The 24,407-nt window shown below is 72.7% G+C and carries 27 protein-coding genes and 1 pseudogene; 10 read left to right on the top strand and 18 right to left on the bottom strand.

The features are described 5' to 3' along the window. Nucleotides 1–282 precede the first annotated feature (282 nt). Nucleotides 283–1,095 carry an SAM-dependent methyltransferase gene (locus tag ABTX60_RS25175; RefSeq protein WP_352099264.1) on the top strand — a complete coding sequence of 271 codons (813 nt, stop codon included), beginning with the start codon at nucleotides 283–285 and terminating at the stop codon, nucleotides 1,093–1,095. Continuing rightward, complete coding sequence (locus ABTX60_RS25180; protein WP_352099265.1) at nucleotides 1,092–3,236, top strand: putative bifunctional diguanylate cyclase/phosphodiesterase; 2,145 nt, start codon at nucleotides 1,092–1,094, stop codon at nucleotides 3,234–3,236. Before ABTX60_RS25175 ends, ABTX60_RS25180 begins: the two co-directional genes overlap by 4 nt. A gap of 27 nt (nucleotides 3,237–3,263) precedes the next feature. Here ABTX60_RS25180 and ABTX60_RS25185 read toward each other — a convergent pair whose 3' ends face one another. Together ABTX60_RS25185 and ABTX60_RS25190 are read right to left on the bottom strand one after the other, a co-directional pair. Further along, nucleotides 3,264–3,416: a hypothetical protein gene (locus tag ABTX60_RS25185; protein ID WP_352099266.1), complete on the bottom strand. Its 153-nt coding sequence runs from the start codon at nucleotides 3,414–3,416 to the stop codon at nucleotides 3,264–3,266. 12 nt (nucleotides 3,417–3,428) lie between these two features. Then, nucleotides 3,429–4,313 (bottom strand): LysR family transcriptional regulator, encoded by an 885-nt coding sequence (locus ABTX60_RS25190; RefSeq protein WP_352099267.1) that lies wholly within the window; start codon nucleotides 4,311–4,313, stop codon nucleotides 3,429–3,431. A gap of 82 nt (nucleotides 4,314–4,395) precedes the next feature. Here ABTX60_RS25190 and ABTX60_RS25195 point away from each other — a divergent pair, with 82 nt between their 5' ends. Genes ABTX60_RS25195 through ABTX60_RS25205 form a run of 3 tightly spaced genes read left to right on the top strand, consistent with a single transcriptional unit; the run spans nucleotide 4,396 to nucleotide 7,797 of the window. Continuing rightward, the gene (locus tag ABTX60_RS25195) at nucleotides 4,396–5,103 is read left to right on the top strand and encodes a succinate dehydrogenase (RefSeq protein WP_352099268.1); all 708 of its coding nucleotides are present in this window, start codon (nucleotides 4,396–4,398) and stop codon (nucleotides 5,101–5,103) included. A gap of 1 nt (nucleotide 5,104) precedes the next feature. Next, nucleotides 5,105–7,054 carry a fumarate reductase/succinate dehydrogenase flavoprotein subunit gene (locus ABTX60_RS25200; RefSeq protein ID WP_352099269.1) on the top strand — a complete coding sequence of 650 codons (1,950 nt, stop codon included), beginning with the start codon at nucleotides 5,105–5,107 and terminating at the stop codon, nucleotides 7,052–7,054. Beyond that, the gene (locus ABTX60_RS25205; protein ID WP_003994568.1) at nucleotides 7,051–7,797 is read left to right on the top strand and encodes a succinate dehydrogenase/fumarate reductase iron-sulfur subunit; all 747 of its coding nucleotides are present in this window, start codon (nucleotides 7,051–7,053) and stop codon (nucleotides 7,795–7,797) included. Before ABTX60_RS25200 ends, ABTX60_RS25205 begins: the two co-directional genes overlap by 4 nt. A gap of 92 nt (nucleotides 7,798–7,889) precedes the next feature. Here ABTX60_RS25205 and ABTX60_RS25210 read toward each other — a convergent pair whose 3' ends face one another. Genes ABTX60_RS25210 through gvpO form a run of 8 tightly spaced genes read right to left on the bottom strand, consistent with a single transcriptional unit; the run spans nucleotide 7,890 to nucleotide 11,483 of the window. Next, entirely contained in the window at nucleotides 7,890–8,183 is a 294-nt protein-coding gene (locus tag ABTX60_RS25210) for a gas vesicle protein K (RefSeq protein WP_003994569.1), read from the bottom strand. Continuing rightward, nucleotides 8,180–8,428: a gas vesicle protein gene (locus ABTX60_RS25215; protein ID WP_352099270.1), complete on the bottom strand. Its 249-nt coding sequence runs from the start codon at nucleotides 8,426–8,428 to the stop codon at nucleotides 8,180–8,182. The genes ABTX60_RS25210 and ABTX60_RS25215 overlap by 4 nt, the downstream gene beginning before the upstream one ends. Next, nucleotides 8,425–9,279: a GvpL/GvpF family gas vesicle protein gene (locus tag ABTX60_RS25220; RefSeq protein WP_352099271.1), complete on the bottom strand. Its 855-nt coding sequence runs from the start codon at nucleotides 9,277–9,279 to the stop codon at nucleotides 8,425–8,427. The genes ABTX60_RS25215 and ABTX60_RS25220 overlap by 4 nt, the downstream gene beginning before the upstream one ends. Next, nucleotides 9,276–9,617 (bottom strand): gas vesicle protein, encoded by a 342-nt coding sequence (locus ABTX60_RS25225; protein ID WP_352099272.1) that lies wholly within the window; start codon nucleotides 9,615–9,617, stop codon nucleotides 9,276–9,278. The genes ABTX60_RS25220 and ABTX60_RS25225 overlap by 4 nt, the downstream gene beginning before the upstream one ends. Continuing rightward, on the bottom strand, nucleotides 9,614–9,877 hold the full coding sequence (locus tag ABTX60_RS25230) for a gas vesicle protein GvpG (RefSeq protein ID WP_352099273.1): 264 nt from the start codon (nucleotides 9,875–9,877) through the stop codon (nucleotides 9,614–9,616). The genes ABTX60_RS25225 and ABTX60_RS25230 overlap by 4 nt, the downstream gene beginning before the upstream one ends. A gap of 4 nt (nucleotides 9,878–9,881) precedes the next feature. Next, a complete protein-coding gene (locus ABTX60_RS25235; protein ID WP_352099274.1) occupies nucleotides 9,882–10,649 on the bottom strand; it encodes a GvpL/GvpF family gas vesicle protein in 768 nt (255 codons plus the stop codon). Next, nucleotides 10,646–11,122, bottom strand: coding sequence for a gas vesicle structural protein GvpA (locus ABTX60_RS25240; protein ID WP_352099275.1), 477 nt, complete (start codon nucleotides 11,120–11,122; stop codon nucleotides 10,646–10,648). Before ABTX60_RS25240 ends, ABTX60_RS25235 begins: the two co-directional genes overlap by 4 nt. 37 nt (nucleotides 11,123–11,159) lie before the next feature. Continuing rightward, a complete protein-coding gene (gene gvpO / locus ABTX60_RS25245; RefSeq protein WP_352099276.1) occupies nucleotides 11,160–11,483 on the bottom strand; it encodes a gas vesicle protein GvpO in 324 nt (107 codons plus the stop codon). A 203-nt stretch (nucleotides 11,484–11,686) separates the two neighbouring features. Between gvpO and ABTX60_RS25250 the strand changes: the two genes are divergently transcribed. Both ABTX60_RS25250 and ABTX60_RS25255 read left to right on the top strand, forming a co-directional pair. Further along, nucleotides 11,687–12,454, top strand: coding sequence for a GNAT family N-acetyltransferase (locus ABTX60_RS25250; protein WP_352099277.1), 768 nt, complete (start codon nucleotides 11,687–11,689; stop codon nucleotides 12,452–12,454). Then, entirely contained in the window at nucleotides 12,454–13,269 is an 816-nt protein-coding gene (locus tag ABTX60_RS25255; RefSeq protein ID WP_352099278.1) for a lysophospholipid acyltransferase family protein, read from the top strand. The genes ABTX60_RS25250 and ABTX60_RS25255 overlap by 1 nt, the downstream gene beginning before the upstream one ends. A 184-nt stretch (nucleotides 13,270–13,453) precedes the next feature. On the opposite strand, the gene ABTX60_RS25260 is transcribed toward ABTX60_RS25255, so the two are convergent. Beyond that, nucleotides 13,454–15,799, bottom strand: a complete 2,346-nt coding sequence (locus ABTX60_RS25260; RefSeq protein ID WP_352099279.1) for an ATP-binding cassette domain-containing protein — start codon at nucleotides 15,797–15,799, stop codon at nucleotides 13,454–13,456. 21 nt (nucleotides 15,800–15,820) lie between these two features. Continuing rightward, a complete protein-coding gene (locus ABTX60_RS25265) occupies nucleotides 15,821–16,807 on the bottom strand; it encodes an LLM class flavin-dependent oxidoreductase (protein WP_352099280.1) in 987 nt (328 codons plus the stop codon). A gap of 116 nt (nucleotides 16,808–16,923) precedes the next feature. Here ABTX60_RS25265 and ABTX60_RS25270 point away from each other — a divergent pair. Continuing rightward, nucleotides 16,924–17,649 (top strand): annotated as a pseudogene (locus tag ABTX60_RS25270) (nucleotidyltransferase domain-containing protein); the annotation flags it as partial. Here the strand turns inward: ABTX60_RS25270 and rpmF are convergent. Beyond that, entirely contained in the window at nucleotides 17,632–17,802 is a 171-nt protein-coding gene (gene rpmF / locus ABTX60_RS25275; RefSeq protein WP_352099282.1) for a 50S ribosomal protein L32, read from the bottom strand. The pseudogene ABTX60_RS25270 and the gene rpmF overlap by 18 nt on opposite strands. Nucleotides 17,803–17,916: 114 nt before the next feature. Here rpmF and ABTX60_RS25280 point away from each other — a divergent pair, with 114 nt between their 5' ends. Beyond that, nucleotides 17,917–18,411 (top strand): phosphatase domain-containing protein, encoded by a 495-nt coding sequence (locus ABTX60_RS25280; protein WP_352099283.1) that lies wholly within the window; start codon nucleotides 17,917–17,919, stop codon nucleotides 18,409–18,411. Between the two features lie 33 nt (nucleotides 18,412–18,444). Here ABTX60_RS25280 and ABTX60_RS25285 read toward each other — a convergent pair whose 3' ends face one another. From ABTX60_RS25285 to egtA, 5 genes are all read right to left on the bottom strand, one after another. After that, a complete protein-coding gene (locus ABTX60_RS25285) occupies nucleotides 18,445–18,660 on the bottom strand; it encodes a dodecin (protein WP_033307910.1) in 216 nt (71 codons plus the stop codon). A gap of 126 nt (nucleotides 18,661–18,786) precedes the next feature. After that, nucleotides 18,787–19,749, bottom strand: a complete 963-nt coding sequence (gene egtD, locus ABTX60_RS25290; protein WP_352099284.1) for an L-histidine N(alpha)-methyltransferase — start codon at nucleotides 19,747–19,749, stop codon at nucleotides 18,787–18,789. Next, nucleotides 19,746–20,537, bottom strand: coding sequence for an ergothioneine biosynthesis protein EgtC (gene egtC / locus ABTX60_RS25295; RefSeq protein ID WP_352099285.1), 792 nt, complete (start codon nucleotides 20,535–20,537; stop codon nucleotides 19,746–19,748). Before egtC ends, egtD begins: the two co-directional genes overlap by 4 nt. Next, nucleotides 20,537–21,874 carry an ergothioneine biosynthesis protein EgtB gene (gene egtB / locus ABTX60_RS25300; protein ID WP_352099286.1) on the bottom strand — a complete coding sequence of 446 codons (1,338 nt, stop codon included), beginning with the start codon at nucleotides 21,872–21,874 and terminating at the stop codon, nucleotides 20,537–20,539. The genes egtC and egtB overlap by 1 nt, the downstream gene beginning before the upstream one ends. Beyond that, entirely contained in the window at nucleotides 21,871–23,172 is a 1,302-nt protein-coding gene (gene egtA / locus ABTX60_RS25305; RefSeq protein WP_352099287.1) for an ergothioneine biosynthesis glutamate--cysteine ligase EgtA, read from the bottom strand. The genes egtB and egtA overlap by 4 nt, the downstream gene beginning before the upstream one ends. Nucleotides 23,173–23,462: 290 nt before the next feature. Here egtA and ABTX60_RS25310 point away from each other — a divergent pair, with 290 nt between their 5' ends. After that, nucleotides 23,463–24,308 carry a TIGR02452 family protein gene (locus ABTX60_RS25310; RefSeq protein WP_352099288.1) on the top strand — a complete coding sequence of 282 codons (846 nt, stop codon included), beginning with the start codon at nucleotides 23,463–23,465 and terminating at the stop codon, nucleotides 24,306–24,308. Nucleotides 24,309–24,407 lie beyond the last annotated feature (99 nt).

Raw genomic sequence — 24,407 nt, forward strand, 5'->3', positions numbered from 1 at the left:
GGTCCACCCCTCCGTGCTCCACGGGGGGGTGGACCGTTTTGCCGTGCTTCATCTGAACTCGGCGAATTCCTGACACTCTCCCCCTCCCGAACCGGAACGCTCCGGAATGCCCCGGGCACTGTTCGTCATGTGTTCGAAGGGCATGCGCAGGGGTATCAATTCGGCACGTGCCGCAGGCAGTGACCGGGAACGGATGGTCAATTTCCGTTTCGGGTCGCTCCATTGGCGGGCGATCAGTAGCCTCTGCTCGAACACCGGATCGCCTACGCCTTGGAGAGATAGATGGAGCGTCCCGCCTGGGCCCCACGGAGCATCGACATCTCGGTGCCCAGCGTTTCCCGGATGTACGACTACTACCTGGGCGGATCGCACAACTTCGAGGTCGACCGGGAAGCGGCCCGCAGGGCCATGGAGTTCATGCCGGGACTTCCCAAGGTCATGCAGGCGAACCGCGCGTTCATGCGCCGCGCCGTGCGCTACGCGGCCGACGAGGGCATCTCCCAGTTCCTCGACATCGGCTCGGGCATCCCCACCTTCGGCAATGTGCACGAGGAGGCGCAGACCGCCCGTCCCGGCGCCCGCGTGGTGTACGTCGACCACGACCCGGTGGCCGTGGCGCACAGCCAGGCGGTCCTGGACGGCAACGAGGACACGGGCGTCGTCGCCGCGGACCTGCGCAAGCCCCAGGAGATCCTGCGCAGCCCCGAGGTGGAGCGGCTGATCGACCTGAATCAGCCAGTGGCGCTGCTCCTCGTTGCCATACTGCACTTCGTGGAAGACGAGGACGACCCGTACGGGGCCGTGGCCGAACTGGGCGAGGCGCTCGCGCCGGGCAGTCTGCTCGTGCTCACCCACGCCTCCTACGAGGGGATCCCGCTGCCGCCGGAGCGGGCCGGGGGCGCGGTGGACGTGTACAGGGACATCCGCAACCCGCTGATCATGCGCTCGCGCGAGGAGATCGCGCGGTTCTTCGAGGGGTACGACATGGTGGAACCCGGACTGGTGCCGCCGCCGCTCTGGCGGCCCGACACCGCACCGGACGACGAGGATCCGTACGCGTTCTCCGGGTTCGCGGGCGTGGGGCGTACCGCGTGACCGCGGAACCGGACGGGCCGGAGGGCAGACTGCGCCGGTTCGCGACGATCTGGAGCCGGGCCGTCTTCCCGGTGACCTCGACGTCGTCGACCCGGCCCGAGTTCGAGGCGCAACTGCTGCCCCAGGCGCGGCGGCTGAGCGAGGCACTGCTGGCCCGGAACTTCGACTCCGAGGCGGGCAGGGCGGTCGGAGCCGCCCTGGTGAACGTGCACTGCACCGATCCGGAGGCGCTCAGCCGCACCCTGGACTGCGTCGACGCCTACCTGGTCCTGTACTGCGGGGGCGACGGCGACCAGGAGGACTTGCGGGCCCGGTGCGCACGGCTCCAGCACGCGATGGCGGCCGGTTTCGCCCGGGCGCTGCGCGAGCGGACCCTGGCCGAGCAGGAGGCCATCGCACAGGCCGCCCTCCAGGCGCAGGGCGTGGTGGCGCAGGCCCTGCACGCGAGCGAGGCGCGTTTCCGCGCCGTCTTCGAGGGCGCGGCCATAGGAATCGGCATGGCCGACCTCGAAGGCAACATACTGCAGGTCAACGGTGCGCTGCTGCGCATGTTCGGGGTCTCCGAGCAGACGCTGCGCAGCCGCAACGTCCGGGAGTGGACCCATCCCGACGACGCTCCCCAGACCTGGCGGCTCTACGACGAACTCGTACGGGGCGAGCGGGAGCACTACCACCTGGAAAAGGCGTTCTACCGCCCCGACGGAACCGTCCTGTGGACGAACCTGACGGTCTCCCTGCTGCGCGACGCCGACGGAGACCCGCAATACCAGCTCGCCCTCATGGAGGACACCACCGAGCGGCGGCTGCTCAACCTGCGGCTGCGCTACGAGGCCACGCACGACGCGCTGACCGGGCTGCCGAACCGCACGTTCTTCTTCGAACGCCTGGAGAAGGCCCTGGGCGCCGGGCAAGGCCAGCGGTTCGGGTTGTGCTACCTGGACCTCGACGGGTTCAAGACCATCAACGACAGCCTCGGCCACGCGGCCGGCGACCGGCTGCTGGTGGAGGTCGCCGACCGGCTGCAGGCTTGCGCCACGGCACCGGGCGAGATGGTCGCGCGGCTCGGCGGTGACGAGTTCGTGGCGCTGACCACCGGGCCCGACACCCAGCGCGACGTCGACGAACTCGCCGGGCGCATCATGAACGCGCTGCTGGCGCCGATCAGCGTGGACGGCCGGGAGCTCACCGTGCGCGGCAGCATCGGCATCGTCGAGGGCCCGGCCGGGGAGCGCAGCCCGGCGGAGGTGCTGCGCAGCGCGGACATCACCATGTACCGGGCCAAGTCGGCGGGCGGTAACCGCTTCGAACTCGCCGATCCGGAGGCGGACGCCCGGGCCATCACGCGTCACGGGCTGACCACGGCGCTGCCGACGGCGCTGGAGCGGGGCGAGTTCTTCATCGAGTACCAGCCGCTGGTGCACCTCGGCGACGGCAGCGTCCGGGGCGCCGAGGCCCTGGTGCGCTGGCTGCACCCGCAGCACGGGGTGCTCGGCCCGGACCGGTTCATCCCGCTCGCCGAGCACACCGGCCTGATCGTGCCGCTGGGCCGGTGGGTGCTGGAGCAGTCGGTGCGCCAGGCCCGCGAGTGGCAGGAACTGCAGGGCGGTGCCGAGGCGGTGGGTCCGCTGCGGATCAACGTGAACCTGTCGCCGTGCCAGTTGACGCACCCCGGACTGGTGCAGGACACGGTCGACATCCTGGAGCGCACGGGCGTCGAGCCGGACGCGCTGTGTTTGGAGGTCACGGAGTCGGCGCTGATCGGGGCGGACGACGATCTGCTCAAGCCGCTGCGGCGGCTGGCGGAGATGGGTGTCGACATCGCCCTGGACGACTTCGGGACGGGCTACTCCAACCTCGCCAACCTGCGCCGGCTGCCGGTCAGCATCCTGAAGCTGGACCGGTCCTTCACCCAGAGCATGCAGCAGTTCCCGGCGGACCCCGTCGACCTGAAGATCGTCGAGGGGATCGTCTCCCTGGCCCACAGCCTGGACCTGGCCGTGACGGTGGAAGGCGTGGAGACGGGAGCCCAAGCCGACCAGCTGCGCATCCTGGGCTGTGACACTGCCCAGGGCTGGTACTACGCGAGGCCGGGCCCGCCGGAGCGGCTGCACGAACTGGCACTGGTGGACGCCACGGGGTGACGCCCGGGGCCGCTGCGCGGAGCCGGATCAGGCGCCCAGCCCGCGCAGCAGCAGTGCGAGGCCGCCCCGTGGCCGGTCGACGAACTCCTGCACCTGGCGTCCTCCCACCGGCCGATCGCCGGCCACCCACCGGTGCGATAGCCGCAGCCGTACGGCAGCAGGGCGTCCGCGCGTCGTCACGGCCCGCGGGGCTCACCGCTCCAGCAGCATCCGCTGCAGCTCCCGCGCGGCCCGGGGCGGCGCCACGTCGCTGCGGTGGGCCAGCGCGATCGTCCGGTGCAGGCCGGGCCGGGCCAGTGGCGTCACCCGCAGGCCGCGACCCGACCTCGCCGCGACCATCCGGGGCACCACGGCGACGCCCAGCCCGGCCCGTACGAAACCCAGCACCGCGTCCATCTCCCCGCCCTCGACGGCGAAGTCGGGTTCGAACCCCTCGGCCCGGCACGCCGCCACGGTCAGCTCGCGCAGGTCGTAGCCGTGCCGGAACATCACCAGGCGCTCGCCCTCCAGGTCGGAGATGCGAACCACGCGGCGATCCCGGCCGGGACGCGGGGTGTCCGGCGAGGAGACCACGACCAGGTCCTCACGCAGCAGTTCCACCGTCGTGAGCGCGGGCGACGGGGTCGGCAACGGCAGCACCACCAGTGCCAGGTCCAGCGCGCCGCGCGCGAGTTCCCGCACCAGGTCGTGCGAGCCGCCCTCCTCGATCAGCAGCCGGATGCCGGGATAGCGGTCGTGGAAGGCCCGCAGGACGTCCGGCAGCAGCCCCGTGCACAGACTCGGCGTCGCCCCCAGCCGCACCCGGCCGCTACGCAGCTGCACCAGTTCCTGCACCTCGTGCCGGGCCGTGTCCGCGTCGGCCAGGATGCGGCGGGCCAGTGGCAGGAGTGCCTCCCCGGCGTCCGTGAGCGTGATGTTGCCCCGGGCACGCAGGAACAGGTCCGCGCCCAGCTCCCGCTCCAGCGCCTTGATCTGCTGCGACAGCGACGGCTGCGCGACATGGACCAGATCGGCGGCCCGGGTGAAGTGCCGGGTCTCGGCGACGGCCACGAAGTACTGGAGCTGCTGGAACTGCATCCTCGTACGATAGCCGTTCCCTATGGAATCAAGCCGGACCATGTCTTGGACCGATCGCTCCCCCGTCCGTAGCGTGCTGTCCATGGCTCTGGCAACGCGGACGGACCGGCGGCCGTCCTTCGCACGCACCGTGTGGGACTCCACCGTCGGCAAGAAGACCGTGATGGCGGTCAGCGGTCTGATCATGCTGCTGTACCTGGTCGTCCACATGATCGGAAACCTGAAGATCTTCTTCGGGGCGGGCGAGTTCAACCACTACGCCCACTGGCTGCGCACCGTCGGCGAGCCGTTCATGCACTACGAGTGGACGCTCTGGCTGGTCCGCGTGGTGCTGGTCGTCGCCGTCGTCGCCCACGCCACCTCGGCGTACCAGCTCAGCCGCCGCGACATCAGGGCCCGGCCCGGCAAGTACGTGCACAGGAAGGCACAGGCGAGCTATGCGACGCGGACCATGCGCTGGGGCGGCATCATCCTCGGCCTGTTCATCGTGTGGCACATCCTCGACCTGACGACCGGCACCGTGCACGCCGGCGGCTTCCAGGAGGGCCACCCGTACCAGAACGTCGTGGACACCTTCTCCACCTGGTACGGCAACGTCGTCTACATCGTCGCGATGCTCGCGCTCGGCCTGCACATCCGGCACGGCTTCTGGAGCGCGGCGCAGACCCTCGGCGTGGGCAGCCGCACCCGCGACCGCGCCCTGAAGACCATCGCGAACGTCCTCGCACTGCTGCTCACGGCCGGCTTCGTCGCCGTACCCGTGGCCGTCATGACCGGAGTGGTGAGCTGACATGACCTCTTACGCGGACTACGTGACCGGCGAGCCGGTCGTCGACTCCAAGGCCCCCTCCGGCCCTGTTCACGAGCGGTGGGACACACGCCGCTTCGAGGCCAAGCTGGTCAACCCCGCCAACCGGCGCAAGCACACCGTCATCGTGGTCGGCACCGGCCTCGCCGGCGGCTCCGCCGGGGCCACCCTCGCCGAACAGGGCTACCACGTCGTCCAGTTCTGCTACCAGGACTCGCCGCGCCGCGCCCACTCCATCGCCGCGCAGGGCGGCATCAACGCCGCGAAGAACTACCGCAACGACGGCGACTCCGTCCACCGGCTGTTCTACGACACCGTCAAGGGCGGCGACTTCCGGGCCCGCGAGTCCAACGTCCACCGGCTGGCGCAGATCTCCGTCGAGATCATCGACCAGTGCGTGGCCCAGGGTGTGCCGTTCGCCCGTGAGTACGGCGGGCTGCTCGACACCCGCTCGTTCGGCGGCGTGCAGGTCTCGCGCACGTTCTACGCCCGCGGCCAGACGGGCCAGCAGCTCCTCCTCGGCGCCTACCAGGCGCTCAGCCGGCAGATCGCCGCCGGGAACGTCGAGATGCACCCGCGGACCGAGATGCTCGACCTGGTCGTCGTCGACGGGCGGGCACGCGGCATCGTGGCCCGTGACCTCGTCACCGGACGCATCGACACGTACTTCGCGGACGCGGTCGTCCTCGCCTCCGGCGGCTACGGCAACGTCTTCTACCTGTCGACGAACGCCATGAACTCCAACGCCACCGCGATCTGGCGGGCCCACCGGCGCGGGGCGTACTTCGCCAACCCGTGCTTCACCCAGATCCACCCCACCTGCATCCCGCGCACCGGCGACCACCAGTCCAAGCTGACGCTGATGAGCGAGTCGCTGCGCAACGACGGACGGATCTGGGTGCCGCGAGCGAAGGGCGACCAGCGGCCCCCGAACGAGATCCCCGAGGACGAGCGCGACTACTACCTTGAGCGCATCTACCCGTCCTTCGGCAACCTCGTCCCGCGCGACATCGCCTCCCGCGCCGCGAAGAACGTCTGCGACGAGGGCAGGGGAGTGGGGCCCGGCGGCCAGGGCGTGTACCTGGACTTCGCCGACGCCATCGAGCGGATGGGGCGCCAGGCCGTCGAAGCCAAGTACGGCAACCTCTTCGACATGTACCAGCGGATCACCGACGAGGATCCGTACGAGGTGCCGATGCGGATCTACCCCGCCGTGCACTACACGATGGGCGGCCTGTGGGTCGACTACGACCTGCAGACCACGGTCCCCGGGCTGTTCGCGATCGGCGAGGCCAACTTCTCCGACCACGGCGCCAACCGGCTCGGCGCCTCCGCGCTGATGCAGGGACTCGCGGACGGCTACTTCGTCCTCCCCTCGACGATCAACGACTACCTGGCCCGCAACCCGCACCACGAGTCGGTGACCGACGAACACCCCGTCGTCCAGGAGGTGCTGGCCGAAACACAGGACCGGCTCAACCTGCTGCTGTCCGTGGACGGCGACCGCACCCCCGACTCCTTCCACCGCGAAGTCGGCGAACTCATGTGGGAGTTCTGCGGCATGGCCCGCACCGACTCGGGACTGCGCAAGGCACTGGAGCGCATTCCGCAGATCCGCGAGGAGTTCTGGCGGCGCATCAAGGTGCCCGGCACCGGCGAGGAGTTCAACCAGTCGCTGGAGAAGGCCAACCGCGTCGTCGACTACCTGGAGCTCGCCGAGCTGATGTGCCTCGACGCACTGCACCGCGAGGAGTCCTGCGGCGGCCACTTCCGCGAGGAGTCCCAGACGCCCGACGGCGAGGCCGCCCGCAAGGACGAGGAGTTCGGCTACGCCGCCGCCTGGGAGTTCACCGGCACCGGCGAGGCTCCCGTCCTGCACAGGGAAGACCTGGTCTTCGAGTACGTCCACCCCACCCAGCGGAGCTACGCATGAAGCTCACCCTGCGCGTCTGGCGGCAGAAGAACGCCGACGCCGACGGCACGATGTCCACGTACGAGGTGGACGGCATCTCGCCCGACATGTCGTTCCTGGAGATGCTCGACACGCTCAACGAGGAGCTCATCGTCAAGGGCGAGGACCCCGTCGCCTTCGACCACGACTGCCGCGAGGGCATCTGCGGTGCGTGTTCGCTCGTCATCAACGGCGATGCGCACGGGCCCGAGCGGACCACCACCTGTCAGTTGCACATGCGCTCCTTCGAGGACGGCGACACGATCGACGTGGAGCCGTGGCGGGCGTCGGCGTTCCCGGTGATCAAGGACTTGGTCGTGGACCGGTCGGCGTTCGACCGGATCATCCAGGCCGGCGGGTACATCACCGCGCCGACCGGGGCGGCGCCCGAGGCGCATGCCACGCCGGTGCCGAAGCCGGATGCCGACCTCGCCTTCGAGCACGCGGAGTGCATCGGGTGCGGGGCGTGTGTGGCGGCCTGTCCCAACGGGGCGGCGATGCTGTTCACGTCCGCCAAGATCAACCATCTGAACGTGCTGCCGCAGGGGGCGCCCGAGCGGGAGACGCGGGTGCTGGACATGGTGGAGCAGATGGACGAGGAGGGGTTCGGGGGGTGCACCCTCGCGGGTGAGTGCGCCACCGCCTGCCCGAAGGGCATCCCGTTGATGTCCATCACGAGCATGAACAAGGAGTGGTTGCGGGCGGCGCGGAAGGTGAAGCGGTAGCCCCGCAGCGCCGTAAAGGCTCCGGTGCTGCGGCGGCTGCGGGCGGGGTGTGGCTGGTCGCGCAGTTCCCCGCGCCCCTTGCCGGGGCGTCGTCACACGCCGGGGTCCGCCAGGAGGGGGCCGAGCGGGCCCAGGTCCAGGTTGAGGTCGCTGCGGCGCAGGCCGTGTTGCGCGCAGAGTTCGTCCATGCGCTCGTCCAGCAGCATCAGCGCTGTGCCGAGCCGGTCCTCCTGCTCGGCGCTGAGCGTCCCCTCGTCGAAGCGGCGCACCGCCTGGCGTTCCATGAGCTGCCGCAGGAGTTCCACGACGGTCAGGACCAGGGCCGCCAGGTCGTTCGTGACCCGCTCGGGGTCGAGGTCCAGCGCGTGGGTGCGCGGCGCGGTCACAGCGGCCCGCTGTCCGGCCAGGGGGCGGGAACCCGGTCGCTGACCGATGCCAGCAGGGCGTGCAGGGAGATCCGCACCAACGGCACGTCGGCGATGGCCAGCACCAGGTCACCGCTGATCACGACGCCGGTTGCCAGCACCCGGTCGAGCAGGTCGACGAGCGGCACCCCGACGGGCGCGTACGGCTCCTCCCCGTCCCAGGGCACCGCCGTGCGGCCGGCGCCGCCGGCCACCGGCACGGTCATGCGCCGGCCTCCTGGTGTGCGGCGCCCGCCAGCTCGTCCGGCCGGACGAAGGAGTACGGGATCCAGGGCCCTGACATGGTGACCTCCACGGCCGAAGGGCGGGTGTCGCGGGCCAGTTCGCCGACGGCCCGGACGAACGCGTCACGCCGTGCGTCGTCGACCAGATAGGCGGCATTGAGGAGTTGGGGCACGCTCCGGCCGGTCAGCTGCTCGCTCTGCGGCCGGTGCCGTGTCGCGGCGACCGCGTACCGTCGCAGCTCCCGGTCGACGGCGTGCGCCTGCGCCAGGGCCCGCTCGCGCGACTCGCGTTCGGTGCGCCGCCTGTCGCTCGCCCGCCGCAGGTACGACCGCCCGCCGACGGGTTCCGCCCCGGCGGCAGCGGCGGCCGAAGCGGTGGTGCCGGGGCCGTGCACCTTCACCGCCCACTCGGTGCGGTCGCGCAGCCGGTCCAGCAGGGCGCGCAGGGACGTCTCCCGGGCGGACACGGCCCGGACCGCGTTGCCGTCGTCCAGATACAGCGTCGCCATCGGCAGGGGTACGACGGTGCCCGCGCTCGCGGCCGTCTCCACGCCCCGGTGGTGGGCGCGGGCGCAGCGCTCCAGCTCCTCGGGCCGGCCCAGCCGCTCCGCGAGCGCCGCCTCGCCGAAGTCCGCCGCCGGAACGTCCTGCACGACCAGGTGGAGCGGGCCTGTGGCCAGGGTCCGCAGCGGGCCGCCGCCGTCATGGCCCGGCGTCACCGAGAGCACCTCGTCCGGCGGAGGGGCGTCCGTCACGGCGAACACGCAGGTGACGGTGGGGCGCGACGCGTCCGGTCGCGTCGCGGCCGCCCGGTCGGTCAGGGCCCCGCTCATCGGGTCACCTCCGTGGTGTCGGGACCGGCTTCCTCCAGGGCCTCGAGACGGGCACGCAGTTGGGCGTTCTCCTCGCTGAGCGCGTCACGCGCGGCGCGCGAGGACAGCGCCGGGTCCGTCTCCCACCAGTCGATGCCCGCCTTCTTGGCCGTCTCGACCGAGGCGATGAACAGGCGCAGCCGGATGGTGAGCAGTTCGATGTCGAGCAGGTCGATCTTGATGTCGCCGGCGATGACGATGCCCTTGTCCAGAACGCGTTCGAGCAGGTCCGCGAGGCTCCCGCTGGGCGGCCCCGCAGGCTGCGCTCCCGCCCCGGGCCAGGTGCCGAGGTCGGTCACGAAGCGCCCCCGCGGTAGTGGTGGCCGGTGTACCGGACGGGGCTGTCGAGGCGGGCGAGCAACCGCTCCTCCTCTTCCTCGAAGGCCGCCTCGTCGATGGCGCCCTCCTCCAGGGCCCGGTTGAGTGCCGCCAGGCGTGCCTGCACCGCACGCGGGTCGCCCAGTTGCCGTTCGGCCTCCTGGAGCAGGTGGTCGGCGACCCAGAGCGTGCCGCGCACCGGGGCCAGCGGCAGCAGCAGGAGCCCGCTCACGAGTCCCACCGCGTCACCGTCCGGCCGGGGCGGACTGCGCGTCGACGAAGCTGTAGCACGGCAGCGGGCCGGTCACACTGAGCGTCAGCCTGTCCCCGACGTCACGAGCCTGCGCGGTCACGGCCTGCCGGAAGCGCTGCTCGTCGGCGGAACGCACCAGGAACGACGTGCTCAGCACCTGCTCGTCGTCGACCGGTCCCGGCGCCGTGCGTACGGCGAGCGGGGTCAGGCGGGCCAGCACCTCCCGGGCCGCGTCCCGGGCCGCGCGCGCGACCCCCTTGGCGAGCGCCTCGCCGAGCCGTACGTTCGCCTCGTACCCGGGGCGCCGGCGGGTGCGGCGGGCGAGCGCGCGCAGGGTGTCGTCCCGGCGTACGAGATCGGCGAAGTGGCCGGGCACTACGGCGCCCTTCACGTTCATCTCGACGCAGCCCCGTACCCCGTCGAGCTGTGTGGTCAAGCGGGTCCGGTCGGAGCGCAGTTGGACGCACAGCGCCGCCGCGTCGGGGGTGAGGACCGCGAAACGCATGGGCAGCACGGGGCCCTGCGCGGCGAGTTCGCCGAGCACGGCCTGATGCGCCATCAGGTCCCGTCGCCTCGCCCGGACCGATGCCGGGGCGTCCGAGACCGCGGCGCACAGCCCGGCCTCGGTCAGCAGCCGCACCGCCGCACCGTCCACCCCGGGCGCCCGAGGGGGCCGGACGCCCGCGGAGGCGATGCCGTAGACGTACAGGGTGCCGAGCGTGCCGGCGGTGGTGGGGGCGGCGGTGGCCGTCACGGTCATTCCTCCTCGGCCTTGCGGCGACGGGGCCGCGGGCGGTCGTCGTCACTGCGGCGCCTGCGCGCCGGCCGCGAGGCCCGCTCGGCGCGGGCGTCGGCATCGTCGTCGACCACGTCGTCCTCCGGCTCGTCCTCCGGGCTGAGGACGTCGCGGACCTTGTCGGTCAGGGAGCGGGCGGTGCGCTTGGCACCCGCCTTGCCGACGGTCCTGGCGACCGGTCCGCCGAACAGCTCGGGCACGGTCTTGGAACGCGCATCGTGCTCGAGATCCAGGCGGTTGCACGCCTCCGCGAACCGCAGATAGGTGTCGACACTCGCGACCACGATGCGGGCGTCGACCTTGAGGATCTCGATCCCGACCAGGGAGACGCGCACGAAGACGTCGATCACCATGCCGCGGTCGAGGATCAGCTCCAGCACGTCGTAGAGGGTTCCGGCGCGGGGCGCACAGACGATCTCGTCGCTGTAGACGGTCATGCGGCGGTCCTTCCGGTCGGCGGTTGCGGCGGTCCGGTCACTGGTCCTGGGCGCCGCGCCGGAAACGCGCGATCCGGCGGTACTGCACCAGCTCGCCCGCCGCGTCCAGCTCCACCCGGTACGTCGCGAGCAGACTCGTGGTGTCGGGGATGCGGGCCAGTTCGAGCACGTCGACGTCGACGACCCAGCCGTCGTCCTCGCCCCTGCACACCGCCGAAACCCCCTCGAGGCGGTGGCTGATCAGCTCCGCCAGCGCCTCGGCGGCGTGCCGGGCCGCCTCCCCGGCACCGCGCACGGGGCGTCGCCGCTTGGTGGACGAGGCCGAGCCGCCTCGTCGCTCGTCGCCTCCGTGTTCTGTCATGCAGCTCACTCTGGCCGCAGCGGCGCCGGTGCGCGTGTCCGGCTGGGCCATCCGGGCCCTGCCCGGGGCGCGAGCCGTTCAGCAACCTCACACCCGTTCTCTCGGCACATGACACGCGACGGTCAGGCGGTGTCGGGAGAACAGAGGCGAAGGCCCGCTCAGCGCCCCGCCTCACCGAACCGGCCCGTGACCAGGAGAGAGCCATGACCGGCGTACTGACCGTCGACCGCCCCGCGCAGCCCGCGGCCCCCACCCGCTACACCGTCGCCCTCGCCCGGAACGAGGAGGACGTGCGGGCCGCCCAGCGGCTGCGGCACGACGTCTTCGCCGGGGAGCTGGGCGCCCTGCTGGCCGGCCCGCAGCCCGGCCTCGACGTCGACTCCTTCGACGCGTACTGCGACCACCTGCTCGTCCGGGAGGAGACGACCGGCCAGGTCGTCGGCACCTACCGGCTGCTGCCGCCGGAGCGCGCGGCGGTGGCCGGACGGCTCTACTCCGAGGGCGAGTTCGATCTGAGCGCGCTCGACGGGATCCGGCCGCAGCTCGTCGAGGTCGGCCGCTCCTGCGTGCACCCCGACCACCGTGACGGCGCGGTCATCAGCCTCATCTGGGCCGGCATCGCCCGCTACATGGTCGACCGCGGTCACGAGTGGCTGGCCGGCTGCTGCTCCGTCCCGCTCGCCGACGGCGGCACCCTCGCCTCCGCCACCTGGGACCGGGTGAGCGGCCGGCACCTCGCCCCGGAGGAGTTCCGGGTCCGGCCGCTGCTGCCGTGGACGCCGGGCCCCGCGCCCGCGACCCGCGTCGAACTGCCCGCCCTGCTGCGCGGATACCTGCGCCTCGGTGCCTGGGTGTGCGGCGAACCGGCCCACGACCCGGACTTCGGCGTCGCCGACCTGTACGTGCTGCTGCCGATGAGCCGCGTCAACGCGCGCTACCTGCGCCACTTCCTCTCCCTCGTACCGGCCTGATGAGCGCCTGGCTACCCACCGCACCCTGCACGCCCGAGGCCTGTGTCCGGGCGCCGGCGGCCGTGCGGGTGCGGGACGTGCCGCGTGCCGTGCTGCGGCTCGGCGCGGTCGTGCTGCTCCTGATCGCGGGGATCGCGCTGACACCCTTCGGCGCCCGGATACCGGCGTCGCTGGTCCGGCGCTGGTGCCGGTGGATCGTACGGGCCGCCGGCGTCCGGATCCGGATCACCGGCGACGCCGCCCCCACCGGGGGTCTGCTGCTGGTCGCCAACCACATCTCCTGGCTGGACATACCGCTGCTCGCCGCCGTACGCCCCGCCCGGATGCTCGCCAAGACGGAGGTGCGGCACTGGCCCGTCGCCGGTGCGCTGGCCGCGCGCGGCGGAACCCTGTTCATCGACCGGGACCGGCTGCGGGCCCTCCCGGACACCGTCGCCCGGATCGCCGCGGCCCTGCGCGAGGGCACCGCGGTCGCGGCCTTCCCCGAGGGCAGCACCTGGTGCGGCCGGGCCCAGGGCACCTTCCGCCGGGCCGTCTTCCAGGCCGCCCTGGACGCCGGCGTACCGGTCCAGCCGGTCCGCCTCGGCTACCGGCTGGGTGACGGCAGGGCCACCACGGTTCCCGCCTACGTCGGTGAGGACACGCTGCTGGCCTCCCTGTGGCGGGTGACGACGGCCCGCGGCCTGATCGCGGAGGTCGAGGTACGCGATGCCCTACCGCCGGGCAGCAGCCCCGACCGCCGCGCCCTCGCCCGCGCGGCACAGCCGCAGGAGACAGCCCCGCCGGCCTGGACGCACACGGTGCTGGTGGCGTAGAGGCGCCCGGCTGTCAGCTGGGCCCACCGGCATGAGCGGCACCGGACTTGAGCGGGGCCCGGCGTGCATGCGCGGCACCGGATGCCGGCGGGGCCCGGCGCGCAAGCGCGGCATCGGACTTCAACGGGTCGGCGCGGGAGCCGCGCTACCGGACTTCGGCGGGCGGGCGTGTGCGCCCCGGACCTCAGCGGCCCCCGGACAGCGCACGGGCCAGATACGGTGCCGTCCGGCTGTTCGCCGAGCGGGCGACGTCCGCGGGCGGGCCCGCGGCCACGACGCGGCCTCCCGCGTCACCGCCGCCCGGGCCGAGGTCGATCACCCAGTCCGCGCCCGCGACGACCGACATGTCGTGCTCGACGACGATCACCGTGTGCCCTGCGTCGACCAGGCCGTGCAACTGGCGCATCAGGACGTCCACGTCCGCCGGGTGCAGCCCGGTCGTGGGCTCGTCGAGGAGGTACAGCGTGTGGCCGCGGCGGCCGCGCTGCAGTTCGCTCGCCAGCTTGATGCGCTGGGCCTCGCCTCCGGAGAGCTCGGTCGCGGGCTGGCCGAGGCGGAGGTAGCCCAGGCCGACGTCGAGCAGGGTGCCGAGGCTGCGGGCCACGGCCGGGGTGTCCGCGAAGAACTCCGCCGCGCTCTCCACCGTCAGATCCAGCACCTGCGCGATGTCCCGCCCCCGGTGCGTCACCTCCAGCGTCTCCGGGTTGTAACGGGCCCCGCCGCAGTCCGGGCAGGGCGCGTAGGTGCTCGGCAGGAACAGCAGCTCCACGCTGACGAACCCTTCGCCCTGGCAGGTCTCGCAGCGCCCGCCCGCCACGTTGAAGGAGAACCGCCCGACGCCGAAACCGCGTTCGCGCGCGCCCTCGGTGGCCGCGAACACCTTGCGTACGACGTCGAAGAGGCCGGTGTAGGTGGCGAGGTTGGAACGCGGGGTGCGGCCGATGGGCTTCTGGTCGACCGAGACCAGCCGGCCCACGCCCGCCGAGTCCTCTGTGATCTCGCCGATGAGCGTCGACTTGCCGCTGCCGGAGACGCCGGTGACAGCGGTGAAGACGCCGAGCGGGAACTCCGCCGTCACACCACGCAGGTTGTGCCGCGTGGTCGGGCCGGTCCTCAGTCGGCCCGTCGCCTCGCGCACCTTCCGGGCCGGGGCGGCACAGCCGCCGAAGAGGTAGCGGGCCGTCGCCGACTCCTCGACCCCCGCCAGCCCGGCCACCGGGCCGCTGTGCAGCACCCGCCCGCCGTGCTCACCCGCGTCCGGACCGACGTCGACCAGCCAGTCGGCGGCGCGCACCACGTCCAGGTGGTGCTCCACCACGAACACCGAGTTCCCGGACGCCTTCAGCCGCGCCAGCACCGTGAGCAGCGCCTCGGTGTCCGCCGGGTGCAGTCCGGCCGACGGCTCGTCGAGGACGTAGACGACCCCGAACAGGCCGGAGCGCAGCTGGGTGGCGAGGCGCAGGCGCTGCAGTTCGCCCGCGGAGAGGGTGGGAGTCGGCCGGTCGAGGCTGAGGTAGCCGAGCCCCAGCTCGACGACCGGCGCGATACGGGACCTCAGGTCGTCGGTGAGCACCCGGGCGGCCTCCGAGCCCGCGTCGAGACCGGCGGCCAGTTCCACCAGCGGCAGCGCCGCCAGCTCGCCGATGGTCCGGCCGCCGAAGGTCACCGCCAGGGCCTCGGGGCGCAGCCGGCTGCCGCCGCACGCCGGGCAGGGCGCACTGGTGAGGAACCGCTCCGCCCTGGCCCGCAGGGTTGCGCTCTTGGAGTCCGAGAACGTCTTCATCACGTACCGGTGGGCGCTCATGTACGTGCCCTGGTACGGCCGTTGGATCCGGTCGGCGTCCCGCACGGGGTGCACCGTGACGACCGGCTGCTCCTCCGTGAACAGGATCCACTCCCGTTCGCCGGCGGGCAGCTCCCGCCACGGCCGGTCCACGTCGTGGCCGAGCGCGTCGAGGACGTCCCGCAGGTTCTTGCCCTGCCAGGCCCCCGGCCACGCCGCGATCGCCCCGTCGCGGATCGACAGCGACGGGTCGGGGACCAGCAGTTCCTCGCTCGTACGGTGCACCTGCCCGAGCCCGTGGCACTCCGGGCAGGCCCCCACCGCCGTATTGGGCGAGAAGGCGTCGGAGTCGAGCCGCTCGGCGCCGGGCGGATAGGTGCCGGCCCGGGAGAACAGCATGCGCAGGGAGTTGGAGAGGTTGGTGACGGTGCCGACGGAGGAGCGCGAGGTGGGCGCCGCGCGGCGCTGCTGGAGCGAGACCGCCGGGGGCAGACCCGTGATCTCCCCGACCTTCGGCGCGCCGACCTGGTGGATCAGCCGGCGTGCGTACGGCGCCACCGACTCGAAGTAGCGCCGCTGCGCCTCCGCGTAGATCGTGCCGAACGCCAGCGACGACTTGCCCGAGCCGGACACGCCGGTGAACACGGCCAGCACGTCCCGGGGGATGTCGACGTCGACGCCCCGGAGATTGTGCTCGCGTGCTCCGCGGACACGGACGTACGGGTCATGAGGGTCGCGGTCGTGCATGGGTAACGACTCTAACCGGATCTAGCCGGAGGTGATCGCGGCCAGCCGCCGGTAGGAGTCGAGCAGGGCCTCGCGGTCGTACGTGCTGGTCGTGACGAGGACCTCCTGGGGGCCCGTCTCCTTCAGCAGCGTCTCCAGCTCGTGCGCCACCTGGTCCTCGGTGCCGGCGATGTGGCCGGTCAGGCCCGACTCGTAGAAGCCGCGCTCCTTGGCCGTCATCGTGCGGGTCTCCACGAGCTCGGCGGGCGGCAGCGGCGGGAAGGTGCCGTGAGTGCGGGAGTGCGCCATGGACCAGGCCTCCGGGATCAGCAGCCGCCGCGCCTCCTCGGGGGTGCCGGCCACGGCGATCGTGCCGGAGACCACGACGTAGGGCTCCGCGGCCCAGGGGGAGGGGCGGAACATCTCGCGGTAGTGGTCGATGCCGCGCCGCATCCTGTCCCGGTTCCGGAGGTCGCCGATGACCATGGGCAGGCCCGCGCGGGCGGCGATGCCGGCGCCCTCGCCCATGGCCAGGACGAACGGCGGCACGCTCAGGCCCTCGGCGGGCCGGGCGTGGACCCCGGTGGGGGAGGTGCCCCGGAACCACCCGAGCAGCTCCGCCAGCTGGGCCTCGAAGTCGTCGGCGTCGTCCTTGCCGCGGCCCAGGGCCCGGCGCACCCCGTCCGTGAAACCGACGGACCTGCCGAGGCCCATGTCGATCCGTCCGGGGAACAGCGACTCCAGCACGCCGAACTGCTCGGCCACGACCAGCGGCCGGTGGTTGGGCAGCATCACCCCGCCGGTGCCGACCCGGATCGTCCGGGTCGCGCCCGCGACGGCCGCGGCCAGCACGGTCGGAGCGGAGCCGGCGACCCCGGGCACGCCGTGGTGCTCGGAGACCCAGACGCGGTGGTAGCCGAGCCGCTCCAGCTCCCGCGCCAGCCGCACGGTGTCGCGCAGCGCCTCGGGGTGGGTGTGCCCCTCGCGGGTGCGGGAGCGGTCGAGGACGGACAGGCGCACGGGATCCATGCCAGGTTCTACGCCGGGCGGCCCCGCCGGTATTCCGCCGCCCCGCGTGGACCGTCACCGGAAAACCGGGTGACCGCGTCCGGGCACGTCAGGACAATGTCGCGGTACCTCGTAGCGAAAGGCGGCCGACCGTGACCGTCCCCAACGTCCTGCTCTCCGGCATCGTCGGATCGACCGCCTACGGCCTGGCCCGCCCGGGCTCGGACGTCGACCGCCTCGGCCTGTTCGCCGCGCCGACCGAAGAGCTGCACGGTCTGCACCGGCCGAAGGAGTCGCACGTCAGCACGGCGCCGGACCGGACCCTGCACGAGGCCGCCAAGTGGTGCCGGCTGGCCCTCGGCGGCAACCCGACCGCGATGGAGCTGGTGTGGCTCCCGGACGATCTGTACGAGGTGCGCACCCCGCTCGGCGACGAACTCATCGGCATCCGGTCGGCGTTCCTGAGCGCCAAGCGCGTCCGGGACGCCTATCTCGGGTACGCCACCCAGCAGTTCCGGCGGCTGGAGGCGCGGGGCGACGGTTCGTTCTCCGCCGACACCCGTAAGCGCACGGCGAAGCACGCCCGGCACCTCAAGCGGCTGTGCGGGCAGGGCCTGGAGCTGTACACCACGGGGCGGTTGACGATCCGCGTCGAGAACCCGGACGAGTACCACGCCTTCGGCGAGCGCGTGGCCGCCGACCCCGCGGCCGCCCTGCCCCTGCTCCGGCACCACGAGGCCGCCTTCGACGAGGGCCCCACGGCACTGCCGGACGAGCCCGACGAGGTGCCGGTCGAGGCCTGGCTGCGCCGGGTCCGGGCCCATTGCTGGGCGGAGACGGCGTGCTCAGCCGTCGGGGCGTAGCAGACCGCGTTCGTAGGCCTTGACGAGGTTCTGCGGTACCAGGTGACGGACGCCGTCCACGGTGACGGGGACCAGCGTGGGTGTGACCGCCTTCCACTGGGCGCGGCGGTGACGGGTGTTGCTGCGGGACATCTTCCGCTTGGGGACGGCCATGGAGCTCCTCCTCGGTGGTCGGGCACCGAGACGCTACATGAAAATGGATACCATTAACAATATGCGTCCCGATGCCGGTCACCGCCGCCCCGAGGACCACTTAGGCTGGGCGGCGTGAGTGACGACCGCAGCAAAGCCCCGCTGGCCGTGTTCGACCTGGACAACACCCTCGCCGACGCCACGCACCGGCAGGGGTTCCTGGAGCGCAGGCCGAAGGACTGGGACGGCTTCTTCTCGGCGGCGCCGCAGGACCCGCCCGTCCCGGAGGGCGTGGCGCTGGTCCGGGAGCACGCGCGGGAGTGCGAAATCCTCTACCTCACCGGGCGGCCCGAACGCTGCCGGCGCGACACACTCGACTGGCTCGCCGCCCAGGGGCTGCCCGAAGGGCGCGTGTTCATGCGGCGGGACGCCGACCGGCGGCCCGCGCGGTTCACCAAGCTGGAGATCCTGCGGCGGCTCGCCCGCAGCCGCGAGGTCCGCGTCCTCGTCGACGACGACGAACTGGTCTGCGCCGACGCCCGGCGCGCGGGCTTCACCGTCGTACGGGCCGACTGGGTGACCCGGTCCGCCGAGATGAAGGCGGCACAGGAGCGCGAAGGACGCACCTGACCGTGCCTGCCGGGGGAGAGCCCGCGCCCCCGGTTACTCGGACTCGTCCAGCCGGAAGCCCACCTTCAGGCCCACCTGCCAGTGGGCGATCTGCCCGTCCTCGAGCTGGCCGCGCACCTGCGTCACCTCGAACCAGTCCAGGTTGCGCAGCGTCTGCGAGGCCCGGTCGATGCCGTTGCGGATGGCCTGGTCGACGCCGTCCGGTGAGGTGCCGACGATCTCCGTGACCCGGTACGTGTGGTTCGACATGCCGCTGCTCCTCTTCCGGTGGCGTTCCCGTGACGGGAGTGTCACGCGTCATTCCACCGTGCCCCAGGCGGCGGCGAAGCGCGAGACGTCGTCTTCCGCCGGCGCCGCCGCCCAGGCCTCACCGGGTCAGCGCGCCACGCTCAGCGACAGCGCGAACCGGCCCGGGCCGTCCGTCCACCAGTGCGTCAGGTCCAGGCCCGCCGCCGACAGTTCGGCGCGCACGCCCTCCTGCCGGAACTTCGCCGACACCTCGGTCCGCATCTCCTCACCTGCGGCGAAGTCGACGGCGAGGTCGAGCGCCGGCACCTTCACCGTCTGTGCCGTGCGGGAGCGCAGCCGCATCTCGATCCACTCGTGCCCGGCGTCCCACAACGCGACATGGTCGAACGCGGCGGGCTCGAAGTCGCCGCCCAGCTCGCGGTTGATCACGGTCAGGACGTTCTTGTTGAACGCGGCCGTCACCCCGGCCCCGTCGTCGTACGCCCGGACCAGCACCTCCTCGTCCTTGACCAGGTCCGTGCCCAGCAGCAGGGCGTCGCCCGGGGTGAGCAGGGCGCGTACGGACGCCAGGAACGCGGCGCGTTCGGCGGGCAGCAGATTGCCGATCGTGCCGCCGAGGAACGCCACCAGCCGGGGCCCCGGCGTGTCCGGCAGGGTGAGTTCCGCGGTGAAGTCGGCGATCAGCGCGTGCACGTCCAGGCCCGGCCGCTCGGCGGCGAGCGCCTGTCCGGCCGCGGCGAGCGCGCTCTCGCTGACGTCGACGGGGACGTAGGTGTGCAGGTCCGTGAGGGCGTCGAGCAGATGCCGGGTCTTCTCCGAGGAGCCGGAGCCGAGCTCGACCAGGGTGCGGGCCCGGGTCGCCGCGGCGATGTCGCCGGAACGCGCGAGGAGGATCTCCCGCTCCGCGCGCGTGGGGTAGTACTCCGGCAGTTCCGTGATCTCCTCGAACAGATCGCTGCCGTGGGCGTCGTAGAACCACTTCGGCGGGAGCGACTTGGGGCGGCCGGTCAGACCCCGGTGGACGTCGGCGCGCAGCGCGGCGTCCGTGGCGTCCTCGGGCAGGGTGCGGGTGAGGCGGAACGGGCTCACGTACGGGGCTCCTTCGCGGGTGCGGGCACGGAGGTGTCGGCCGGCTCTTTCAACGGCGTGAGCAGCACGTCGGTGCGGCTCGCCACGAGCAGGGTGCGGTCCGGGACCTCCTGCCAGTGCGGATCGTCGTCGTAGGGCTCGGAGGCCACGACGGTGCCGCCGCCGGGCCGGGCGAGGTACCAGAGGGCGTCGCCCCAGGCGGTGGCGGTGATGGTGTCGCCGTTGGTGAGGAGGAGGTTGAGCCGGGAACCGGGGGCCGCCGCGGCGACCTCCAGGACCGTGTCGGCCATCGCCTGGCCCTCCTCGTCGCCGCCTCGCAGCCGCGCCAGCACCAGCGCCCAGACGAGCGCCGAGTCGTTGCGGGCCTCCAGGGACAGCAGTTCCTCGTGCGGCAGCGACCGGGACACCGCCGCCAGCGAGCCGGGCCACCCCCGCACCGCCCCGTTGTGGCTGAACAGCCAGGTCCCGGCGGCGAACGGGGCCGCGGCGGCCTCCGCGTCCGCGCCCGACAGGGTCGCGTCCCGCACCGCGGCGAGCAGCCCGGTGGACCGTACGACCCGGGCGAGATCGGCGAACGACAGATCCGCCCAGATCGGCCCGGCCCGGCGGTAGCGGGCCGGCACCGGGTCGCCCTCGGCGTACCAGCCCACGCCGAAACCGTCGGCGTTGACCGTCCCGTACTTCTGGTGGCGGGGCGCCCACGACTGCCGGTACAGCCCGTGCGGGGGTTCCACCAGGAGCCGGCCCAGCGCCTCCTCGGGCCCCACGTACGCGACATGACGGCACATCAGACGTCCTCCGACCGGGCCGTGCGGAAGCCGGAGAAGATCTGCCGCCGGATCGGGTAGTCCCAGTTGCGGAAGGTGCCCCGGCAGGCCACCGCGTCCACGGCGAACGAACCGCCGCGCAGCACCTTGTGCTCGAGTCCGAAGAAGACCTCCGAGTACTCCTTGTACGGGAACGGCCGGAACCCCGGGTACGGCAGGAAGTCGCTCGCCGTCCACTCCCATACGTCGCCGATCAGCTGCCGTACCCCGAGCGGCGACTCACCCGCCGGGTAGCTCCCGGCGGGCGCCGGACGCAGGTGCCGCTGGCCCAGGTTGGCGTGCTCGGGCCCCGGGTCGGCGTCGCCCCAGGGGTAGCGCATCGAGCGGTCGGCGGCCGGGTCGTGGCGGGCGGCCTTCTCCCACTCGGCCTCCGTGGGCAGCCGCCGTCCCGCCCAGCGGGCATACGCGTCGGCCTCGTACCAGGACACGTGCACCACGGGCTCGTCCGCCGGTACGACCTCCGTGACGCCGAACCGGCGCCTGAGGAACTGCTTCCCGCCCCGCCGCCAGAACAGCGGCGCGTGGATCCCGTACTCGCGGATGTGCGCCCAGCCGTCGGCCGTCCACCACCGTCGGTTGTCGTAGCCGCCGTCCTCGATGAACGCCTGGTAGGCGCCGTTGGTCACCGGAGTGGTGTCGATGTGGAAGGACGCCACCTCGCGCCGGTGCGCGGGACGCTCGTTGTCCAGGGCCCACGGTTCGCCGGAGGTTCCCATCATGAACGGGCCGCCGGGGACCAGTACTTCGGACGGGCCGGTGAACAGCGGCGCCGGCTCCGGGTCGGGTGCCGTCAGGGCCGGCGGGCCGGTGCGGAGCTGATGGGTGATCAGCATGGTCTCGTCGTGCTGCTGTTCGTGCTGCGCGATCATCCCGAAGGCGAACCCGGCCTCCGTCAGCCGCGTCCCGTGGAACGCGGCCTTCTCCAGCACGTCCAGCGCCCGGCCGCGCACGTCGGCCGCGTAGGTGCGGGCCTCGGCCGGTGACAGCAGGGGCAGCTTCGGCCGTTCGGCGCGGGGGTGTTCGAAGGCGTCGTAGAGGCCGTCGATCTCGGGGCGTATCGCCTCGTGCCCGGCGACGGCCCGCAGCAGCCACTGCTCCTCCTGGTTGCCGATGTGCGCGAGGTCCCACACCAGCGGCGACATCAGTGGTGAGTGCTGCGCGGTCAGATCGGGATCCTCCACGCAGCTCGTCAGCAGGGTGGTGCGGTCGCGGGCGACGACGAGGGAGGCGACCGCCCGCTCACGGAGCACCTCGGGGTCGACGGCCTGGGCGTCGACAGCGGATTCGGTGTCGGTCATGGGCGGAAGTCCTTCCCGCGGGCGCGACCGTCCGCGCCGCGCTGTCGGTCGAGCAGGTCGTCCGCGGGGCAGCGGCCCAGGACGACGTAGCGGTCCAGATAGGCCGTGACGGCCTCGATGACCTCGGGGCCGGCGCCGAGTCGGGGCAGGGCGTCCAGCGCGGTCGTGAAGCACGTGACGGCCACCTCGCGCAGTTCCGCGTCGGCCAGACCGCCGCGGGCCGCGTCGAACCACAGCGGGTTGTGCGGCGCGGGCAGCCCCAGTGTCCGCTCGGTCAGCGGCTTCACGGCCCGGTAGGCGGTCTCGGCGGCCTCCGGGTCGTCGAACAGCGCCGCCGTCACGGCCAGCGGCACGATCCAGCCGTCGTCCCCGGGCTGCGCGTCGATCATGCGCAGTTCGAGATGGCCGCGCGGCCTGACCGGCGGGAACAGCGTCGTGATGTGGTAGTCGAGATCCTCCCGGGTGGGCGGCCGGGGCACGCCGGTGCGGATCCAGTCCCGGAACGTGAGTCCCTCGGGGACGTCCCAGGGCCCGCCGTCCCGTCGTATGCACATCACGGGGGAGTTCAGCACGTGCTGGGCCCAGGCGCCGCGCGGGTCGGTGTCCAGCCGCGGTCCGCCCGCCCGGCCTGCGCCGATCCGGGTCCACGTCAGCTGCCGGGTGGACAGCCAGCCGGTCGGCCGGTTGCCGGCGAGCGGGGAGTTGGCGAACGCGGCCACCAGGACCGCGCCCAGATGGTGGGCCAGCCACCAGCGCCGCACCAGGCCGAGCGGCCCGGGCTCCTCGTGACCGGCGTCCAGGCACACCTGCACGGAGGCGGAGGTGTACATCATGGCGCGGCCGGCGGGGCCGGTGCGGTCCAGGCACGCTTCCATGGCGTCGTAGCGCGGTTCGCGCAGGAAGCGGCGGGGTTGGTGCCAGGGGTCCTGGCCGAGGCCGACGAGGGCGAGTCCGTCGTCGCGCAGCACCGCGCGGACGGCGTCGAGGTCGGCGGAGACGGTACCGATGACTTCTGTCAGCGACGCGGCGGGGAGCGAGCTCAGCTCCAGCTGGCCGCCGGGTTCCACGGTGAGCGCCGACTTCAGGGGAACGGTACGCAGTGCGGCGTAGGCCGCTTCGAGTCGTTCGGGTGCGACGGGGAGCTGCGGTGCGCGCAGCTCGTGGACGAGCCATTCGACCTCCACACCGAGGCGGCGCGGCGGGCCGGTCTTGAAGCAGATGCCTCGGACCAGAGCCTCCACCTCGGCTTCGGACAACGACGTGCGTGGCCGGGTACAGCCACTTACCGAATCGGACATGTCGGGATCCTCCTGAGATTCCACCATGCCACCGGTCCGGGCTCTTCGGCGGCCCGGGCCGGGATCACCGTCCCACCCAAGACGTTCATGCCGCTCGGCACAAGGGGGCGAAGCGGGGCGTTCCCAGGCGGTCACGCGGCCCGGCCCGGCGTTTCCAGGGACTTTCCCCGGCGTTCTCCCTGGGCGAAAACTCTGTTGCAGCGGGGATCGGACATCACGCACGATGCCTGCGTGAGCACGACAAGACGAGCCGCGCGGGGCGCGCTCACGGCGCGTACGGGGGTCGCGCCGTGAGCGCGCGTCTGCGCGGTATCGCGCGGGAGACCGAGCAGATCGTCGCGGTCGGGGCCTACCGCGCGCCGGACGGGCGGGAGGTCTCGATCGCCGAGGAACTGCGGGCGGCGCGCGAGGGCACGCGCGTGTACGGGCCGGAGCCGGTGCCGGTGCCCGCCGATCGGGTGACGGGCGCGCGGAAGACGCTGGTGGAGGTCACGGGCGAAAGCAGCCTGGAGGCGGCCCGCCGGCTCGGCGGCCACGTGGCCGTGCTGAACTTCGCCTCCGCCCGCAACCCCGGAGGCGGCTACCTGAACGGCGCCCAAGCCCAGGAGGAGGCCCTGTGCAGGGCCTCCGCGCTGTACACCTGCCTCCTGGAGGCCCGCGCCTTCTACGACCACCACCGGGCCCACCGCGACCCGTTCTACACGGACCGTGTCATCCACTCACCGGCCGTGCCCGTCTTCCGTGACGACCGGGGCGGCCTGCTGGCCGAGCCGTACACCGCGGGCTTCCTGACCTCGCCGGCACCGAACGCGGGTGTGGTTCTCCGCACGGCGCCCGAACGGGCCGCCGAACTGCCGCGGGCCCTCGCGTCCAGGGCCGAACGCGTCCTGGAGACCGCCGCCGCCCACGGCTACCGCCGGCTCGTCCTGGGCGCCTGGGGCTGCGGAGTGTTCCGCAACGACCCCGCGCGGGTGGCGGAGGCGTTCCAGGGCCTGCTGGGGCCGGGTGGCCGGTTCGCCGGGGCCTTCGAGCACGTGACGTTCGGAATCCTGGACCGGACACGCGACCGTGCAGTGTTCGGCGCCTTCGAGAAGACGTTCAGCTCCAGCCGTAGCGCTCCCGGAGCCGGCGCCTGACCGTGCACCAGGCGTCCATCGCCTGCCTTCCGCACCCATTACGGTGATCTCCCGGGCGTTCGGATGCACACCGCCGAGGCCGGAGCATCAGGGAAGGTG

The sequence above is a fragment of the Streptomyces sp. NPDC126510 genome, from assembly GCF_040302345.1.
GTDB lineage: Bacteria > Actinomycetota > Actinomycetes > Streptomycetales > Streptomycetaceae > Streptomyces.